Annotated in this window: 18 protein-coding genes; 5 read left to right on the top strand and 13 right to left on the bottom strand. The window is 73.5% G+C overall.

All coding sequences use genetic code 11. The features are described from left to right. Window positions 1-43: 43 nt before the first annotated feature. The 3 genes from AD017_RS15315 (at window position 44) to AD017_RS15305 (ending at window position 2,736) form a co-directional block, all read left to right on the top strand. Window positions 44-724, top strand: coding sequence for an HAD family hydrolase (locus AD017_RS15315; RefSeq protein ID WP_060574636.1), 681 nt, complete (start codon window positions 44-46; stop codon window positions 722-724). Window positions 725-820: 96 nt separating this feature from the next. Beyond that, on the top strand, window positions 821-2,047 hold the full coding sequence (locus AD017_RS15310) for an acyl-CoA dehydrogenase family protein (RefSeq protein ID WP_060574635.1): 1,227 nt from the start codon (window positions 821-823) through the stop codon (window positions 2,045-2,047). Window positions 2,048-2,076: 29 nt separating this feature from the next. Further along, on the top strand, window positions 2,077-2,736 hold the full coding sequence (locus AD017_RS15305; RefSeq protein ID WP_060574634.1) for a TetR/AcrR family transcriptional regulator: 660 nt from the start codon (window positions 2,077-2,079) through the stop codon (window positions 2,734-2,736). 9 nt (window positions 2,737-2,745) lie between these two features. On the opposite strand, the gene AD017_RS15300 is transcribed toward AD017_RS15305, so the two are convergent. From AD017_RS15300 to AD017_RS15260, 9 genes are all read right to left on the bottom strand, one after another. Then, window positions 2,746-3,966: an NAD(P)/FAD-dependent oxidoreductase gene (locus AD017_RS15300; protein ID WP_060574633.1), complete on the bottom strand. Its 1,221-nt coding sequence runs from the start codon at window positions 3,964-3,966 to the stop codon at window positions 2,746-2,748. Between the two features lie 22 nt (window positions 3,967-3,988). Continuing rightward, the gene (locus AD017_RS15295; RefSeq protein WP_369821677.1) at window positions 3,989-4,189 is read right to left on the bottom strand and encodes a ferredoxin; all 201 of its coding nucleotides are present in this window, start codon (window positions 4,187-4,189) and stop codon (window positions 3,989-3,991) included. Window positions 4,190-4,194: 5 nt separating this feature from the next. Beyond that, window positions 4,195-5,538 (bottom strand): cytochrome P450, encoded by a 1,344-nt coding sequence (locus AD017_RS15290; protein ID WP_145982773.1) that lies wholly within the window; start codon window positions 5,536-5,538, stop codon window positions 4,195-4,197. Between the two features lie 244 nt (window positions 5,539-5,782). Then, on the bottom strand, window positions 5,783-7,306 hold the full coding sequence (locus tag AD017_RS15285) for an aldehyde dehydrogenase (protein ID WP_227012755.1): 1,524 nt from the start codon (window positions 7,304-7,306) through the stop codon (window positions 5,783-5,785). After that, entirely contained in the window at window positions 7,303-8,358 is a 1,056-nt protein-coding gene (locus tag AD017_RS15280; protein ID WP_060574632.1) for an alcohol dehydrogenase catalytic domain-containing protein, read from the bottom strand. The genes AD017_RS15285 and AD017_RS15280 overlap by 4 nt, the downstream gene beginning before the upstream one ends. Before the next feature lie 37 nt (window positions 8,359-8,395). Continuing rightward, window positions 8,396-8,803: an SCP2 sterol-binding domain-containing protein gene (locus tag AD017_RS15275; protein WP_060574631.1), complete on the bottom strand. Its 408-nt coding sequence runs from the start codon at window positions 8,801-8,803 to the stop codon at window positions 8,396-8,398. 116 nt (window positions 8,804-8,919) lie between these two features. Continuing rightward, window positions 8,920-10,470, bottom strand: a complete 1,551-nt coding sequence (locus AD017_RS15270) for an acyl-CoA synthetase (RefSeq protein WP_060574630.1) — start codon at window positions 10,468-10,470, stop codon at window positions 8,920-8,922. Between the two features lie 112 nt (window positions 10,471-10,582). After that, window positions 10,583-10,972, bottom strand: a complete 390-nt coding sequence (locus AD017_RS15265) for a hypothetical protein (protein ID WP_060574629.1) — start codon at window positions 10,970-10,972, stop codon at window positions 10,583-10,585. A gap of 11 nt (window positions 10,973-10,983) precedes the next feature. Further along, complete coding sequence (locus AD017_RS15260; RefSeq protein WP_060574628.1) at window positions 10,984-11,409, bottom strand: hypothetical protein; 426 nt, start codon at window positions 11,407-11,409, stop codon at window positions 10,984-10,986. 126 nt (window positions 11,410-11,535) lie between these two features. Here AD017_RS15260 and AD017_RS15255 point away from each other — a divergent pair, with 126 nt between their 5' ends. Next, complete coding sequence (locus tag AD017_RS15255) at window positions 11,536-12,498, top strand: ABC transporter ATP-binding protein (RefSeq protein WP_060574627.1); 963 nt, start codon at window positions 11,536-11,538, stop codon at window positions 12,496-12,498. A gap of 28 nt (window positions 12,499-12,526) precedes the next feature. Next, window positions 12,527-13,036: a hypothetical protein gene (locus AD017_RS37220; RefSeq protein WP_060574626.1), complete on the top strand. Its 510-nt coding sequence runs from the start codon at window positions 12,527-12,529 to the stop codon at window positions 13,034-13,036. Between the two features lies 1 nt (window position 13,037). Here AD017_RS37220 and AD017_RS15245 read toward each other — a convergent pair whose 3' ends face one another. Genes AD017_RS15245 through AD017_RS15230 form a run of 4 tightly spaced genes read right to left on the bottom strand, consistent with a single transcriptional unit; the run spans window position 13,038 to window position 18,182 of the window. Further along, on the bottom strand, window positions 13,038-13,250 hold the full coding sequence (locus AD017_RS15245; RefSeq protein WP_060574625.1) for a hypothetical protein: 213 nt from the start codon (window positions 13,248-13,250) through the stop codon (window positions 13,038-13,040). After that, window positions 13,247-14,365 (bottom strand): peptidyl-prolyl cis-trans isomerase, encoded by a 1,119-nt coding sequence (locus tag AD017_RS15240; protein ID WP_145982772.1) that lies wholly within the window; start codon window positions 14,363-14,365, stop codon window positions 13,247-13,249. Before AD017_RS15240 ends, AD017_RS15245 begins: the two co-directional genes overlap by 4 nt. Continuing rightward, complete coding sequence (locus AD017_RS15235) at window positions 14,365-16,737, bottom strand: RND transporter (protein ID WP_145982771.1); 2,373 nt, start codon at window positions 16,735-16,737, stop codon at window positions 14,365-14,367. The genes AD017_RS15240 and AD017_RS15235 overlap by 1 nt, the downstream gene beginning before the upstream one ends. Further along, the gene (locus AD017_RS15230; protein WP_075298156.1) at window positions 16,734-18,182 is read right to left on the bottom strand and encodes an MlaD family protein; all 1,449 of its coding nucleotides are present in this window, start codon (window positions 18,180-18,182) and stop codon (window positions 16,734-16,736) included. Before AD017_RS15230 ends, AD017_RS15235 begins: the two co-directional genes overlap by 4 nt. Window positions 18,183-18,191 lie beyond the last annotated feature (9 nt).

The following is an 18,191-nucleotide window of genomic DNA, read 5'->3' as shown; positions in this document are numbered from 1 at the left end:
TCCCGGGTCACACTGGGGGCCGGCCGCGGCGACGGGAGTTCCGATGATCGTGACGTTCGACCTGTTCAGTGCGTTGACCGACTCGCGGCGCGGCGGGTCCGGTGCCTTCGCGGAGATCGCCGGTGAGCGGGACTGGACCGTCACCGGCCAGGAGCTCTACGACGAGTGGGACCGGCACAACAAAGCCGGCCAGAAGCGGGTCGACACGAACGCGGGCTGGACGAGCTTCCGGACGTTGTCCCGGGACGCCCTGGCGGCCGCCTACACCGGGCTCGGCCTCACGGCGGACCCGGACGCCGACATCGACCGGGTGCAGCGCGGCGTCGCCGGCTGGCCACTGTGGCCGGACGTGGCGGACGGGCTGCCCGCCGTCGCGGAGCACGCGCGGATCGGGATCCTGTCCAACGTCGACGACGCGCTCGCACTCACCACCCGGGCGCACCCGCTCGTCGACCCCGGCGTCGTCCTCACCTCGGAGCGGCTGGGCGCCTACAAGCCGGCGCCCGCCGTCTACCTGCGCGCACGGGACCTGCTCGGCGACGGGTTCGTCCACGTCGCCAGCTCGGCCCGCGACGTCCGCGGGGCGGTCGAGGCCGGGATCCGCACCGTCCGGCTGGTCCGGCCCGGGCACTCCCTCGACCCCGACGGGCCGGCGCCCGCCGTCACGGTCCACGACGTGGCGGAGCTGGCGGGGGTGCTGGCGGCGATGGACCACCCGGCATAGGGGGTGAAGTCCTCCCCCCAACGGATCGGATGCTGGCCCGGCGCCCCACGATCGTCCACCCTCGGTCCGTTCGTCCCCGACCGGTGAAGGATCCCGATGACGGCGCCCGTCCCCCGCACGCAGGACCGCATGACCCACGACGTCTTCCTCCCGCGGGAGACGGTCGAGCTCCGTGACGAGGCCCGGGCCGCGGTCGAGAAGCGGCTCGTCCCGTTCGCTCGCGAGATCGGCACCCGGGAGGAGTCGGCGGAGTCCTTCCCCTGGGAGGCGTTCCGCGGCCTGGCGGAGGAGGGGATGTTCGCGGTCCCGTTCGGCGCCGACTTCGGGCGGGGCCTCGAGTACCCGATGCTCGGGACCTGCACGGTCACCGAGGAGATCGCCTACCACTCGTCGTCGATGGCGGGGGTGTACGACGGCCAGTGCATCCTCGTCCCGCAGACCCTCGTCCACGCCTCCGACGAGCTGCGGGAACGGCTGGTCCCCGAGCTCGTGTCCGGGCGTACGGCGTTCTCCTTCGCGACCACCGAGCCCGAGACCAGCTCGGACCTGACGGCCGAGCGGATGCAGACCGTCGCCGAGGAGTCGGCAGACGGCTACGTCGTGTCGGGCCGGAAGCGGTGGATCACCAACAGCGTCGTCGCCGGATGGGTGTCGGTGCTGGTCCGGGCGGCGGACACCGGGCGGGCGCACATGCTTCTCGTGGACCTGTCCTCGCCGGGGGTCCGGATCGGCACCCCCGACCTGAAGATGGGGCACCGCGGGCAGATCACCGCGGACATCGTGTTCGACGGGGTCCACGTGCCGCGGGAGAACCTGCTCGGCACCCCGGGCGACGGGCTCAGCGTCGCGTTGTCCGCGCTGGTCCGCGGGCGGATCGGGATCGGTGCCGCCGGTGTGGGCGTCGCCCAGGCCGCACTCGACCTGTCGGTCGAGCGGCTGCGCACCCGGCAGGTCTTCGGGGGCCCGCTCGGCGCGATGCAGCACTGGCAGTTCCAGATGGCCGGGCGTGCCACCGAGATCGAGTGCGCCCGCAGCCTCTACCAGAAGGCAGCGGTGCTGCTGGACCGCGGCGACCGCTCCGCCGAGCCGGAGGCCGCGATGGCGAAGGCCTACGGCACGCGGCTGGCGAACGACCTGGTGCGTGACGCCGTCCAGATCCACGGTGCCGTCGGGTTCGCCCGTCAGGTCTCGGAGAGCGGGGAGTCCTACCGGCTCGAGGAGATGTACCGCGACGCGAAGATCCTCGAGATCTTCGAGGGGGCCAACGAGCTCCAGCAGTGGATCGTCGCGCGACGGCTGATCGGCCGCGACGTCACCGGCTGAGCCCGTGGCCCGAGGATTACGCTGCCCCCATGGCGGCAGTACCCGGCACCGGCCCGGCCGGTGCGCCCCGGCCGCGTGGCAGGCGGACCCAGGGGGAGCGGTCGGCGAACAGCAGGACCCTCATCCTCGACGCCGCCCTGCGGGAGCTCCACGAGAACGGGTACTCCCGGGTCACGACCGTGACGATCCAGCAGCGGGCCGGGGTGTCCCGCGGCCGCCTGCTCCACCACTTCCCGAACCGGGACACGCTCCTCATCGCCGCGGCCCAGTACCTGGCGGTCGAGCGGGTCGCCGAGATGGAACGGTGGGTGGGCGACTCCGAGTACGGCCGCACGACGGGCGGTGACCGTGTCGACCGGGCCGTCGAGCTGCTCTGGGAGACCTTCCGGCAGCCGTACTTCTGGGCCGCGATGGAGCTGTGGACCGTGGCCCGTACCAACGAGGACGTCCGCGCCGAGCTGCTGCCCGAGGAGCGCCGCCTCGGCGTCGCCCTGACCCACGTGATCGCGACGATGTTCGGGCCGGCGCTCTCCAGCCACGCCGCGTTCGACGACTTCCGGGAGCTGCTGTTCACCAGCATGCGCGGGGTCGCGCTCACCTACGCGGTGAGCCCGCGCGACCCGGAGACCGACCCGCACGTGGAGCGCTGGAAGCGGCTCGCCCGGCGGATGCTCGACGTCGACGGCTGACCGGCCGGGTCAGGACACGCCGGCGAACTCCAGTGCCTCGGTCCAGCTCGCCCGCTTCGAGATCAGCCGCCTGTACTTCATGATCTGGGCCGGCCGGTCGATCGTGATCGTCCCGACCAGCCGGTCGCCGCGCCGGTACAGCGCCAGGAAGCGGTCGTCGTCCAGCTCGGCCGACACGACGCGGATCTCGTCGGCGGCCGGTCGCCCGACGAACTGGATCCGGCTGGAGTACCAGTCGGACCAGAAGTAGGGGACGGTCCCGAGCTCCGTCGCGTTCGCCGGGTCGAGGGCGTTCTTCGCCGCGAGTGCGCCCTGCTCGGCTGCGGTGGTCCAGTGTTCGAGGCGCATGACCTCGCCGTCGAACAGGTGGTTCGGGAAGTGGACGACGTCGCCGGCCGCCCAGACGCCGTCGGCGGCGCGCAGGGTCGCGTCGGCCACGACGCCGCCGTCCCGCTCGTGCAGCGCGACACCGGAGCCCTCCAGCCAGCCGGTGCACGGCGCCACGCCGACACCGACGACGACCAGGTCGGCCGGGAGCACCTCGCCGGAACCGAGCCGGACGCCCGTCACCCGGCCGCCGTCGGTCTCCAGGCCGTCCACGGTCTCGCCGCAGCGCAGGTCGGTACCGCCCGCGCGGTGCAGCTCCGCGCAGGCCCGGCCCATGTCCTCGCCGACCGAGCGGACCAGCGGCATCGGCAGGGTCTCGACGATCGTCGCGGGCAGCCCGCGCTTGCGGGCCGAGCTGGCGACCTCGGAGCCGATGAACCCGGCGCCGATCACGACGGTGCGCGCCCCGTCGTCGAGCGCCGCGCGCACGGCCAGCGCGTCGTCCCAGGTGCGCAGCGGGTGGACGCCCGCGACACCGCCGGTGCCGGGGAGCGTCCGTGCGGCACCCCCGGTGGCGACGACCAGCGCGTCGTAGCCGAGCTCGGACCCGTCACCGAGGCCGACCAGCCGCTCCCCGGTGTCCAGCGACGTGGCCGGGTGCCCGAGCCGCAGCTCCACCCCGAGCTCGTCGCGCAGGTGGTCCTCGGTGCGGAACCGCGGATCGGCCGGGCCGTCGTCGCCGGCGTCGAGGAACGCCTTGGACAGCGGCGGACGGTCGTAGGGCAGGTGCCGCTCCGCGCCGACCAGCGTGACCGGCCCGTCGTGGCCGGACCGGCGTGCCGCCTCGACGGCCCGGATCCCGGCCAGCGAGGCGCCCACGACGACGAGATGGTGCACGGACACGCAGGATCTCCTTACGGGACGGTCAGCCCTCGACGAGGCGGAGGGCCTCGGTCGGGCAGGATGCGACGGCGGCCTCGCAGGCCTGGCGGTGCTCCGCCGACGGCGTCGCGTCGAGCACCGCCAGCGACCCGTCGTCCTTGACCTCGAACAGCTCGGGCGCCTCCGCCTCGCACAGCCCGAGACCGCTGCACCTGCTCTCGTCGAGCTCGATACGCAGACCCATGACGCTCACTTCTCCGGGGTGAATCGGAACGGCATGCGCTTCACACCGCGCATGAAGTTGGTGCCCAGCAGCTCCGGCTCGCCGGCCTCGAACTCCGGGATCCGGGTCAGCAGCTCGCGGAACAGGGCCCGCAGCATCGACTTGGCGAGCTGGTTGCCGAGGCAGAAGTGCACCCCGCCGCCGCCGAAACCGGTGTGGTCCCTCGCGTTCGCGCGCGACAGGTCGAACGTCCCCGGGGAGTCGAAGACGTCCTCGTCCATGCAGCCGGACGGGTAGAACAGGACGACCTTGTCGCCGGGGATGACGGTGTGCCCGCCGAGCTCGGTCTCCTTCACCGCGGTGCGGCGGAAGGTCATCACCGGGCAGGCGTAGCGGATGAACTCCTCGATGGAGTTGCCGATCCGGCCCTCGTAGTCCTCCATGAGCCACTGCCGCTGCTCCGGGAAGTGGGTCATCGCCCGGACGGTGAGGCTGGCGGTGTGCCGCGTGGTGTCGGTGCCCGCGACGGCCATCAGCACGAAGAACGACCCGATCTCGAAGTCGTCGAGCGTGCGGCCGTCGACCTCGGCGTCGATCAGCGAGGTGACGAGGTCGTCGGACGGCTCGGCCCGCTTGAGCTCGATCAGCTCGGTCGCGATGTCGTGCAGGTTGGTGGCCGCCTGGATCTGCACCTCGTCGGCCTGCCTGCCGGCCAGCACCTCGTCGTCGGCCCAGGCGACGATGTCCGCGGCGTTCTTCTCCGTGGCCTCCCGCAGGTGCTCCGGGATGCCCATGATGTCGCAGAAGATCCGGGTCGGGAGCAGCTTCGCGCAGCGGGCCACGAAGTCGATCTCGCCGGACGGCTCCGACGCGAAGCCGTCGACGATCTCCTTCGCCGCCAGCGTGATCTTGTCCTCGATGCTCTTGATCTGCTTCGGCGTGAACGCCGAGGCCACCAGCTTGCGCAGCTGGTCGTGCTTCGGGTTGTCCATCGCCAGGAACGACTGGGTCAGCTCGAGGAAGATCGGCGGCAGCAGGTCGAACAGCACGCCCTGGCCGGAGATGAAGGTGTCGTTGTCCCGGCTGACCCTCACGATGTCGGCGTGCTTCACGACCGCCCAGTAGCCCGGGTCGTCCGGGTCCGGGGTGACGGCGTCGTCGACGGGGCGCTGCCAGGAGACCGGCTGCTCGCGGCGCAGGACCGCGAAGGACTCCTCGCGCTGCTCGGAGGTCTGGTTCCAGAACGCCTTGGTGGAGATGTCGACCGGGTAGTGGCCGGGCTTCCGCTCGCCGGTCGCCGGGATCATCTCGACCTCGTCCGGGTCGTACATCTCGGACTCGAAGTCGGTGGCGTCGAAGGTGGCGGTCATCGGTCCTCCTGGGGGCCTCGGCGGCGGTCGTGCGCCTGCGGCGAGGCCGACTACTGGTGACGCACGGTCACGAACAAGTGTGCGAGAAGGGGCGGGCGGCGACATCTCCCCCGGTGGGCGACGTCGTGCCCCCAACGGGAGAGTGCGGCGGGTGATACGGGGCTCCGGCCCGGTGGGGGCTGCCCGCCGGGCCGGATCCCGGGCCCCCGTGCGCGGAGCAGAGCGCGCGCCCGGGGCCGGCTGCTCAGTCGTCGGCGTGGCTGAGCAGCACGTCGTACGGCCGGGCGTCCCGGCTGCCCGACAGGTCGAGGTGGACGTTCTTCTCCTCGACGTAGGGGTCCAGCGCACGCGGGCCGAGCTCGCGCCCGACGCCGCTCTGCTTGTACCCGCCGAAGGGCACCTCGCAGTTGATCTGGTGCGCGTCGTTGATCCACACCGAGCCGGCCTGGATCTTCTCCGCCACGTCCAGCGCGCGGGAGTTGTCCCGGCTCCACACCGACGACGCGAGGCCGTACTGGGTGTCGTTCGCCAGGCCGACGCCCTCGGCCTCGGAGCCGTAGCGGATCACCGACAGCACCGGGCCGAAGATCTCCTCGCGGGCGATCCGCATGTCGTTGCGGACCCCGGTGAAGATCGTCGGCTCGATCCAGTGCCCGCCCTCGTAGCCCTCGACGTGGGCCTCGCCGCCGCCCAGGACGGCGGTGGCGCCCTCGTCCCTGCCGGAGGCGATGAGCTCGAGGATGCGGTCCTTCTGCGTCGCCGAGACGACGGGGCCCATGTCGGTCTCCCAGTCCCGGGTGTCCCCGAGCCGGATCGTCGACGCGCGGGCGACCATCCGCTCCACGAACTCGTCGTGCAGCGAGTCCGGCAGCAGCAACCGGGTCATCGACTCGCAGACCTGGCCGGAGTAGAGCATGCAGCCGTAGAGCACGCCGTCGACGGCGACGTCGAGGTCGGCGTCGTCGAGGACGAGGGCCGGCGACTTGCCGCCGAGCTCCAGGGTCACCGGCTTCACGGTGCCCGAGGCCAGCCGCATGATCTCGCGGCCGACGTCGGTGGACCCGGTGAACCCGATCTTCCCGACGCCCGGGTGCGACGCCAGCCGCGCCCCGGCGTCCGGGCCGGGTCCCGGGACGACGTTGAACACGCCCGGCGGCAGTCCGCACTCCTCCGCGATCCGCGCGAACTCCAGCGCGGACAGGGGCGTCTTCTCGTCCGGCTTGAGCACCACCGAGTTGCCGACGGCCAGGGCCGGGGCGAACTTCCAGAGCGAGAGCAGCAGCGGGAAGTTCCACGGCGCGATCGCGCCGACCACGCCGATCGGCTCCCTGCGGAGCGTCGACTGGCCGAGCACCGGGAACGTCGCCCGTGGCATGGGTGTCTCGAACTCGTAGCGCTCGGCCAGGCCCGCGAAGTACTCCAGGTGCGGCGCGCAGTAACCGACGTGGAAGCCGGTGGCCTGGCGCACGGTGGCGCCGTTGGCCATGATCTCCAGCTCGACGATCTCGTCGAGCCGCTCACCGAGCCTGTCCGCGATCGCACGCAGGACCGACGCGCGGTGCGCGGCCGTGGCCCGCGACCAGCTGCCGTCGTCGAAGGCGGCCCGGCCGGCGTCGACGGCGGCGTCGATGGCCGACGCGCCGCCCGAGGCCGCGGTGGCGACCAGCTCGTCGTTCTGCGGGTCGCGGATCTCGAGCCGGTCGTCGCTGTCGACGTCCTTGCCACCGATCCGCATCGGGAAGTGGCGGACGGTCGTCCCGGCGGTCACGAGGTGGGGTCCAGAACGATCTTGGTGGCCTCGCGCTCCTCGAACATCCGGTACGCCTCGGTCGCCTGCGACATCGGCATCCGGTGCGAGATGAACCGGCTCGGGTCGAGCTTGCCGGCCGCGATCAGCGCGAGCGTCTCGTCCATGTGGTTGGTGATGTTCGCGACGCCCTGGGCGATGGTGACGCCCTTGAGGTAGAGGTCGCCGAAGGGCAGCTCGATCGAGTCCTCGGTGTAGACGCCGGGGATCGAGATGGCGCCGCCGGAGCGCACCAGGGAGCAGGCCGAGAGCAGCGCCGACGGGTGGCCGACGGCGTCGATCACGACGTCCGCCCCGCGCCAGTCGGTGAGGTCCTGCACGGCGTCGGCGGGGTCGGTCTCGTCCGCGTTCACCGGGATCGCCCCGATCGCCTCGGCCTCCTTGAGCCGCGCCGGAACCTTGTCGACGACGACGGTCTGCGCGGCGCCGAGGACGTCGGCCGCCATGGCGGCGCACAGCCCGACCGGGCCCGCACCGACCACGGCGACGGTGTCGCCGGGCTGGATGAACCTGCGGACGGCCTCGTAGCCGGTGGCCATGATGTCGCCGACGAAGAGCTTGTCCTCGTCGGTGCCCTCGCCCTCGTCGGTGAGCGTGCGCAGCGTGCGGTCGGCGTTCGGCACGATCACGTACTCGGCCTGGCCGCCGGTCAGGCTGCCGAAGGTCACGCCGAGGCCGAAGATCATGGTGCCGAAGCACTGGCCGGGACGGTTGCGGCGACAGTTGTAGCAGCTCCCGCAGCTCACGACGCAGGACGCGACGGCCCGGTCGCCCTCGGAGATCAGGCCGACGCCGGAGCCGACGGCCTCGACGGTGCCGAGGAACTCGTGGCCGAGGACGACGTCGTCCTCGATCACGATGCGGCCCTCGTACGGGTGCAGGTCGGTCCCGCAGATCGCGGTGAGGTCGACCCGCATCAGCACGTCACCGGGGTCGGTGATCTCCGGCTTCGGGACCTCCATGACCTCGATCTTGTGCGGCTCGCGGAGCACGACCGCCTTCATGGTCGCCATCTGTGTGGGCGTCCTTTCCTCTGCTCGGGGTCGGCCGTCAGGCGTTCGCGGAGGCGTCCTTCTCGGCGACCAGCTCGCGGTACATCGGGAACAGCGGCTTGGTCAGCGGGACCAGCTTCAGGATCTTGTTGACCGGGCCCTTGGCCTTGACCTCGCCCTTGGCCAGACCGACGGCGAGGTTGTACTCACCGCGCCAGAACTTGTCGCCGGTGTCGGCACGCATCATCAGCGTGATGTCGGCCTTGTCCTCGTCGGCGCCGGTGTGCACCTCCATCGCGGGCTCGTGCATCTTGACCCACATCTCGGTGTCCGGGTCGGTGTAGAGCACGCGGAGGTTGAGGTCCGCGGCGCGCATCTTCGGGCCGGACTCGGCGTGCCCGTCGGCCGCGCGGAACACTCCGCCGATGTAGGTGTCGACCTCGGCGCTGTCGGCGAAATAGCCCATTGTCGGTCTCCTCGTTGAGCAGGGTTCGGTGGCACCGATGCTGTCCGGGGCGCCATCTGCGGGGCATCGCTCCCGGGGGGGTGGGTTCGTGCTCCCATCGGGCGCACGGAGGGTGATCAGCCGGCGGTGGGTGCGGGCTCGGTGTAGCGGCGGCGCAGCTCGCCCTTGACGAGCTTCCCGGTGGCGCTGCGCGGCAGCTCGGCGGTGAAGTCGACGCTGCGCGGTGCCTTGTAGTGGGCGATCCGTTCGCGCACGAACCCCAGCAGCTCGGCCTCGAGCGCCGGTGACGCCTCGACCCCTTCCGGGAGCTGTACGACGGCCTTGACCTGCTCGCCCATCTCCGGGTCCGGGATCCCGACGACGGCCACGTCGTAGACCTTCGGGTGCAGCGTGAGGACGTCCTCGACCTCCTGCGGGTAGATGTTCACCCCGCCGGAGATGATCATGAATGCCTTGCGGTCGGTGAGGAACAGATAGCCGTCGGCGTCCAGGTAGCCGACGTCACCGGTGGTGGACCAGTTCTCGTGCGCCGGGTGCCGTCCCTCGCGGGTCTTCTCCGGGGCGTTGTGGTACTCGAACGCCGGTGTCTCCCGTTCGAAGTAGACCGTGCCGACCTCACCGGTGGGCAGCTCCGCGCCGTCGTCGTCGCAGATCCGGATGATCCCGAGGCCCGCCCTCCCGACCGACCCGGGCCTGGTCCGCCAGGTCTCGGAGTCGATGAAGGTGACGCCGTTGCCCTCGGTCGACGAGTAGTACTCGTGCAGGACCGGGCCCCACCAGTCGATCATCTTCTGCTTGACGTCGACCGGGCACGGCGCGGCCGCGTGCACCGCGACGCGCAGGGACGTCACGTCGTAGGACGCGCGGACCTCGTCGTCGAGCTTGAGCATCCGGACGAACATCGTCGGCACGAACTGCCCGTGGGTCACCCGGTACCGCTGGAGGTGCTCCAGCGCGGTCTCGGCCCCGAACCGCCGCGCCATGACGACGGTGCCGCCGAGTGCGTGCACGATGCCGCCGAACCGCAGCGGCGCGGCGTGGTAGACCGGCGCCGGGGAGTAGTAGACGGTGTCCTCGCCGAACCCGTACATCGGCCCGAAGACGGCCGTGTAGAGGTCGCCCGGCTCGTCGACCTGGATGTCCTGCAGCGCGGGCTTGATCCCCTTCGGCCGGCCGGTGGTGCCCGAGGAGTAGAGCATGTCGGCGCCGCGCGGCTGGTCGGGCAGCGGACCGTCCGGTGCCTGTGCCAGGGCGTCGTCCAGGTCCTCGTGACCCTCGACGGCGCCGCCGAAGGCGATCCGGCGCTCGACGCCCGGGGTCCGGGAGGCCATCGCCACGGCGAGGTCCCCGGTGGCGGCGGAGGCGAACAGGACCCGCGCCCCGCAGTCGGTCGCGATGTAGGCGGCCTCGTCCGCGCTCAGGTGGTGGTTGATCCCGGTGACGTACAGGCCGGACCGCAGCGCCGCCCAGTAGACGTCGAAGACCTCGGGCGCGTTGTCCGAGACGAACGCGACGTGGTCGCCGCGGCGCAGCCCGGTCGCACGCAGCACGTGCGCGAGCCGCCGGGAGCGGTCGTCCAGCTCGGCGTAGGTGACGGTGCGGCCCGACTCGGGCTGGACGACGGCCGGGTGGTCGGGCCGGGTGCGCGCATGAGTGCCTGGGAACACGGCTGCTGCTCTCTCCCTCGAGAACGGACGGGAGCACCGATCGTGTCCGCCCCGGACGCGGGCCGAATCGCTCCTCCGGGGTGGTTCCCTCTCCCCTACCGGGGAAGCGCGCTCACGCCGCGCGGCGGTCGCGGTTGCGCCCGGCGAGGTGCCCGGCGAGCCCACCCATGATCACGGCGGTGAGCAGGGTGAGGACGAGCTGGGCCGGGTCGAGACCGCCGGTGCCGAGCACGACCAGCGGCAGCACCAGCACGTACCCCACGACGGCGGCGCCGGCCCCGTGCACGCGGGGATCGACCGCGTCGCCGATCCGGTAGCCGGCCAGTACGAACGCGCAGATCGCGGTGACGATCAGCCACGCCGGACCGATCACCGGGACCCGCGAGCCCAGCGGCGCGGCGAGGCCGCCGATCACGAGCACGCTGAACGCCAGCGAGGAGCCGCGGACGAGGCTGACCCAGTCCACCCGGTCGGAGAACCAGTCGAATCCCGGGACCGTCATGACGTGCCTCCTCAGCGCATCTGCCGCACGGCCGACGGCAGCAGCAGCGGGATCGTCCCCACCACCAGCAGGAGCATCGCCGGGACGGTCTCCCAGCGGGCCGCGACCGCGAGCAGCACCACCGAGACAACGGCGAGGACCACCGCCGGGTGACGGGCCGCGCGGTACCGCAGCGCCAGGGCGGCACCGGCGACCGCCAGCAGGGCGGCCACGACGACCAGCAGGAACGGCGGGAACGGCGCGGCGGAGCCGATCCCGGCGGCGTCGGTCCCGAGGTCGCCGCCGAGGATGCTCGCGGTCTCCTCGTCGACCGTGGGGTCCGGCCGGAGGCCGGCCCACGCCACCAGCAGCAGCACCGCCGTCAGCATCCACGCCGACGCCGAGACCACCAGCGCCCACGGCATCGTCGACGGCACGGGCTCCCGCGTCTCGGTCATGGCGCGCAGAGTAGGACGGCCGCGCGCCGGGGCCGACCCCTCCGGCCCGGAGACACCCACTACGGGGGGCGGAACCACCACCCCCGGGAGACGTGCGCCCCCGGCCCGCGGCGGTCCACTGTTCCCATGCCGGACGCGCACCGGCCGGGCGCGCCGTTGCCGGGCCGACGTCCGGATCCCGCCGGCCCCGCCGTCGAGTTCCGGGACGTCACGACGATGCTCGACGAGACCCCCGTGCTGTTCCGGCTCGGCCTGAGCCTCGACCCCGGCACGGTGACCGTCGTGATGGGACCGTCCGGGGCCGGGAAGACGACCCTGGTCCGGCACCTGGCCGGGCTGGTCGCGCCGGGCCGCGGCACCGTGACGGTGGCGGGCGCCGACGTCTGGACGGCGGGCGAGGCCGAGCTGCGCCGGATCCGCCGCGGCATGAGCGTCCTCTTCGGCGGGTCGTCGGTGTTCGAGTCGAGCCTGTTCGGATCGCTGAGCGCCTACGAGAACGTCACGTACGCGCTCGACGGCCGCGGCCTGGACCCCGGCCGCGTCGAACGGATCGCGATGCACCGGCTCCGCGAGATGGGGCTGCACGACCGGGCCGACGCGCTGCCCGGCGAGCTGCCGGCGCACGGCCGCAAGCGGCTCGCGATCGCCCGCACCCTCGCCGTCGGGGCGCCGGTCCTGGTGCTCGACGAGCTGGAGACCGGGCTGGACGCCACGTACGCCGCCACCGTCGTCGCCGCGGTCCGCGAGCAGCACGAACGGTCCGGGGCCACCGTCCTGGTCACCACGCACAACGTCGAGCTGGCCCGCGCGCTGGCCGACACCGTCGCGATCCTGTGCCACGGGCGGATCGTGGCCGCCGGGCCGCCGTCGGAGCTGCTGCGCGGGGTGCACGACGCCGACGAGTTCGACCGGCGGTTCCGGCTGTCCGACCTGCTCGGGCCCCCCGACCCGGACGCCACCCGGGCCGAGCTGGACGGCGGCCGGAAGCGGTCCCGGACGATCGAGCTGGATCCCCGCACGGTGGCGCCGGCGCTGCTGCTGATCGCGGTCGTCACCTCGTACTGCCTGTTCCTGCTGCTCACCCGCTGAGCGCACCACCGCTCCCGAGAGGACCCCCGTGCCCGTCCCCCGCCACCGCCGTACCGGATCCCGTGCCGCGCTGCTCGCCGCGGCCGCCGTCCTGACACTCGCCGGATGCTCCTCGACCGCCCCGCGCACCGGCGAGCAGGCCTTCACCCTCACCGGCGCCGACACGACCGTCGCGGTCGCCACCACCGAGGCGGGTGCGGTCCTCACCGACGGCGCGGGCCGGGTGCTCTACGCCCGGGTGCCCGGCGGCGGGCCCTGCACCGGCGGGTGCGCCGCACAGTGGCCCGCCTACGTCGCCGAGGGCGTCCCGCATCCCGCCGACGGCACGCTCAACCCGCTGCGCGTCGACCGGCTCGGCACCGTCGTCGCCCCGGACGGCGCCGAGCAGGTCGCCTACGCCGGGCACGCGCTGCACCGGTTCGCCGGGGACACCGCACCCGGCACGATCGCCGGCCAGGGCGTCGAGGCCTTCGGCGGCACCTGGTTCCCGGTGAACCCGAACGGCGACCCGGTGCGGGCCGCGGCCGTGGCGCCGTAGCTCAGAGCAGCGGGGCGATGATCCCGACGACGACGAAGGCGACCCCCACCGCGAGGCAGGTCGTCGCACCGCGGTGGATCACCCGGATCCGGTGCGACTCGTGGGCGGGCAGCATCCCGGGCACCGCGCCGAGGCGCACCGAGTTCCGGCGCCCCGCCCACCCCATGAGGACGAGCAGGACGCCGACCCCGGCGAAGGCCAGGACGACGCTCACCCGCCACCGCCCGGGGCGGGCGGGACCGTGTTCGGGGCTCCCGGCGGCAGGCCGGGGGTGCCGCCGGTCGGTGCCGAGTCCGGGTCGACGGGCCGGTAGTCGTCGGCGTAGCGGACGTCCCCGCCGGACAGCGAGTCGGTCATCCACTCCCCCCAGGCCGCGAGCCTCCGGTCGAAGTCGACGAGCTGGCGGAGCTTGTCCTTCACCTGGTCGAACTCCGCCGGGACGCCCGGGGTGACCGCGCCGACCCGGCCGACGTTCCAGCCGAACTGGTTCTGCACCGGCCCGAACACCTGCCCGGACGGGACCCCGAACGCGGCCTTCGCGTACTCGGGCTGGAGCTGCTCCGCGCTCACCGTGCCCATCGCGCCACCGGCGTCACGGGTGGCGTTGTCGATGCTGTTCGCCCGGGCGGCCGCCGCGAAGTCGCCGCCGCCGCGCAGCTCGGCGGCGACCCGGTCGGCCGCCTCCTTGTTGGTCACGACGATGTTGGCGAGCTCGCGGGACTCCGGCTTCCCCAGCCGCTGCGCGTACTGCGGGAAGGCGGCCCGCAGGTCGTCGTCGGAGGTGGTCACGCCCTCGGTGACCCGGTTGAACAGCTCACCGACCGCCATCTGCTGGCGGATCTCGCCGAGGACCTTGTCCTCCGAGGTGCCGACGTTGCCGAGCACGGTCACGAACTCGTCCCGCGCGGACGGCCCGGGCCCGAGCTGCTGGGTGACGTACTGGTCGAGGGTCTGGCGCACCTTGGCGTCGGCGACCCCGACGCCCAGCTCGGCGGCGCGGTCCTCCAGCACCATGCTCACCGCGACGGCCTTGGCCGCGTCCCGCCGGAAGCCGTCCATCCTCGCCGGATCGTCGGTGGGCGGCTCGACGCCGTAGAGGGCGCGCAGGGTCTGCACCCGCTCGTCGAGCTCGGGGACGGTGACGACCCGTTCGCCGACGGCGAGCGCCGCGCCGTCCGGCACCTGCCGGGACTGCCACCAGAGACCTCCGCCGACGCCCGCGACGACCGCCAGGACGAGCACCGCGGCGACGATCCGCCCCGGCCACGTCGACCGCGCGGCGTGCAGGGCTTCTCCGGCGGTCCACGCCAGTGTGGACTTGACACGCATCACATCACTCCAACGAGCTGCTCACCGGAGGAGGTACTCCGGGGAGGGGGTCCGGCCGGGGCCCCGGCGGGCGGGAACGCCCGCACCACGAGCCGTGCGGCCAGGTAGGACAGCAGGACGGACAGGGCCAGCAGCAGGCCGAACTCGCGCATGACGGCGAGATCGGACAGCGCCAGCACGGCGAACCCGGTACCCGAGGTGAGGGCGGCCAGGGTCACCGCGGTCCGCAGCCGGGGGTCGCGCGTGCGGACCGCGTCGGCGGTCATGACGGTGAACTCGCAGCCGACGGCGGCGGTCAGCGAGCCCAGCGCCACGGTCAGCGGGTTCAGCGGGGTGCCGGTCACCCACAGCAGGAGCAGGTTGGCCCCGGTGGCGAGGACGGCGGCGAGCACCGCACGTCCGGCATCGCGCCGGTGCCGGAGCCCGACGGCCAGGACGAGCCCCGCCGCCACGAGCCCGGCGGTACCGGCGAGGTAGCGGTCCGCCGAGACCAGCTCGTAGCCCTGCACGGCGACGGCGGGCAGGCCGGAGACCTCGGCGACGAACCCGGGCGGTGCCGGTGGCAGCCCGGCCGTGATCGCGCCGGTGAGGTCGCGCAGCCGGTCCAGGTCGTCGAGCCGGACGCCGAACGACAGCACCGCCATGTCGCCGTCGGGCCGGAGCACCGCCCCGGTGAGGTACGGCGGCAGCAGCCGCACCCCGGCCCGGATCTGCTCCGGGGTGGGGGTCGGCCCGAGGAACGACAGCAGCGACGGCGCCGACAGCGCGGGCCGTGCCTCGTCGCCGTGACCGCGGACGATCTCCTGCTGGGCCCGGGTCATCCACTCCCACGCCTCCGGGGTGAGGACGTCGGCCTGTTCGCCCGCCGGGCCGTCCGCGGTGCGCAGGACGACGGCGAGCTCGCCACCGGAACCGAGAACCCGCTCGACCTCACTCGCGTCGGAGACCGCGGGCAGGCCCTCCGACAGCGCGTCCACGCTGGTCTGCAACGGGAGCAGCGGCAGCGTCGCCCAGCCGGCGACGGCGAGCAGCACGGCCGCGACGACCGCGGTCCGCGCCCGGCGTGGCGGCCGGGCCGGGGCGGGGTCCGGCACGGGCACACGGTCCGGCGCGGCGCCGGGGCCCGGCTCCGGCGCGACGTCCGGGCCGACCCACCCGCCGGGCCGGTAGACGAACCAGCCGACCGCCACCGCGAACGCGACGCCGAGGGCGAGCGTGAGCCCGAGGTCCCGGACGAACGGCAGCGGTGAGAGCCCCAGGGCCCCGAACCCGGCCGCCGTCCCGGCCGCGACGACCGCGACCGTCCGCGGCCGGGCGCCCCGGGCGAAGTAGGTCGGGTAGTAGCTGCCCAGCCCGACCAGCACCGGGAGGAAGGCGACGACGCCGAGCGAGACCGGTCGTCCCGCCCACCCGAGGACGGCGAGGGTCGCCGCGGTCGCGGTGAGGGTCACCGCCAGCGGGACCAGCCGCCGTCGCCGCCGGGTCCAGGGCACCAGGAACAGGCAGAGCCCGATCGCGCCGACCGCGACCGCGCCGATCACCGGTGCCTCGGCGTCGACCGCCGAGCCGAGCGAGGCGGTGATGGCGGGGACGCCGGACACGGTCGCCTCGGCGGGCAGCCCCGCCGCCGAGACGGTGTCGCGGACCTCGGCCACCAGCCGCTCGGTACCGGCCTGGTCCAGGCCCTCCCGCGGGCGGACGAGGATCGCCAGCGACCGCTCGTCCGGCACCACGTACCGCCACTGCGGGCGGGGCGCGCCGGCGTCGTTGAAGACCGCGTTCTCGACGAAGCGCTGGTTGCGCAGGGTCGGCAGCCCCACCGGCAGGCCCTGCACGATCAGCGGGCCGTAGCGGGCGTCGAAGGCGTCGGTCGCGGCGCGGCCGGCCGCGGCCGGGTCCTCACCGCGCTGCTCGGCCGTGATCGAGGCGGCGCGCTGCAGGCCGTCCCGGCGGCCGGTCAGCTCGGCGAGCAGCTTCTGCGACTGCGACGCCATCTGGTTGAGCGTGGTCGCCGGCCCGTACACCGACGCCACGTCCCCCAGCCGGGAGAGCTCGCCCTCGGCCCCGAGCACCTGCGGCAGGACCTCGCGGTCGAGGAGGCCGGGCCGCTCCGGAGCACGGAGCAGCACGACGATCGGGTCACCGCCGAAGGACCGGGCGAGCTCCTCGTAGCGCTGCACCGACGGGTCCGACGACGGCAGGAACGACTCGACGCCGGTCTCGACCTCCACCCTGGACACACCGACGACCGTCAGCGCGGCCACGACGAGTGCGAGGAGCAGCGCGGACCAGGAACGCCCCGAGGGGCGCACGGCCGCGAACGAGGCCCCGCGCCCCTCGAGGGTCGGACGGAGACGACGGAACACGCTCATCGGCCTCCCAGCCCGGACAGCAGTCCACCGCCGCCGGAGTCGTCGGCCGGTGCGTCGGCCGGCGGTGCGTCGCCGCGCGCCGCGTCGCCCTCGGGCTGCGGCCCGGCGGTCGGCGCCGGTCCGGGCGCCGGCCGCCGGTCGGCCGGTCCCGGGTCCGCCACCTGCGGCGGCGGGGCGTCGTCCTCGGGGTTCTCCTGGGTGCCGGGCCGCGGGTACGGGTTGTTGTCGTCCAGCGGCGGGACCTCGTTCAACGGGACCGGGTTGCCCTTGAACGACTGGGCGTGGAACACCGGCATCACCCGGAGCAGGGTGCCGTTCGCGTCGCCGCGCGAGACCGTCCAGCCGAAGCTGGTGAAGAACTGGTAGAGGTCGCCGCCGTACGGCTTCAGGTACTCCAGCATCGGGTTGAGCTGGGTCAGGGCCCGGTCGGCGTCCGGCAGCAGCCGCTGCAGGTCGTCGGACAGGACGGGGACCCGGTCCAGCGTCGGCGGCGCCTTGTCCAGCGTCCGGTCCAGCGCCGGCAGCAGCCCGCGCAGGTCGGCCGTCGTCTGCGGCAGCTCGTTCAGGGCCGCGTTCAGCGACGGCGCCGCCCGGTCCAGGTTCTCCGCCACCGGGGCGAGCCCGCCGGCGAGCCGGGACAGGTCGTCGCCGGCGTCGTTCGCCGCGGCCAGCGTCGGCGGGAGCTCCCGGATGGTGTTCTCCAGGTCCGTGCGGCTGCCCGCGGTGACCTCGGTGACCATGTTCGCGTCGGTCACCAGGTCGGCGATCCGGCCGCGCTGGATGTCCAGCGCGGCGAGCACCGCGGCGGTGTTCGTGGACAGCTGCTCCAGGTCCTTCGACTGGGCGGCGAGCGCGTCGAGCGCCGTGCCGCCCTCCCGGCCCAGCTGCCCGAGGCCGTCGAGCGCGCCGGAGACGCCGGCCTGGGTGTCCCGGGTGGCCGACCCGAGCGACTGCAGGGTCGACGACAGCGCCACCCGCCGGTCCTCGGGCAACGTGCGGATCAGGTCGTCCAGGAGCACCGGGGGCTCGACGGCACCGTCCGGGAGCCGGGAGTCCGCGGGGAGCTCGGCCCCGGCGCCGTCGGTGAGGGACACGTAGGTCTCCTCGACGAGGGTCTTGGCGTTGATCCGGCCGGTCACGCCCTCGTGCAGCGGCACGGCGTTCTCGTCGGTCAGGTTCATGACCACCTCGGCGCGCCCCTCGGGCGTCGCCTCGATGGTCAGGACCTTCCCCACCTTGACCCCGTTGAGCGTCACGTCCGACTGGGGCACCAGGTTGTTGACCTGGTCCACGTCGAACGTGGTGCGGTACTCGTCCTGCGTGTAGCCCGGGACGTAGCCACCGACGGAGGTCCAGAAGAACAGGAACACGAACGCCGACGCGGCGGTGAAGGCGAGCAGGATCGTCGTCCGGATCGCCGGCAGCGCGGAGTGGGGGATCTTCATCGTGGAGTC

The organism is Pseudonocardia sp. EC080619-01 (assembly GCF_001420995.1).
Classification (GTDB): Bacteria; Actinomycetota; Actinomycetes; order Mycobacteriales; family Pseudonocardiaceae; genus Pseudonocardia.
Note: the sequence above shows the minus strand (reverse complement) of the source record. Positions and strands in the feature narration are given on the sequence as shown.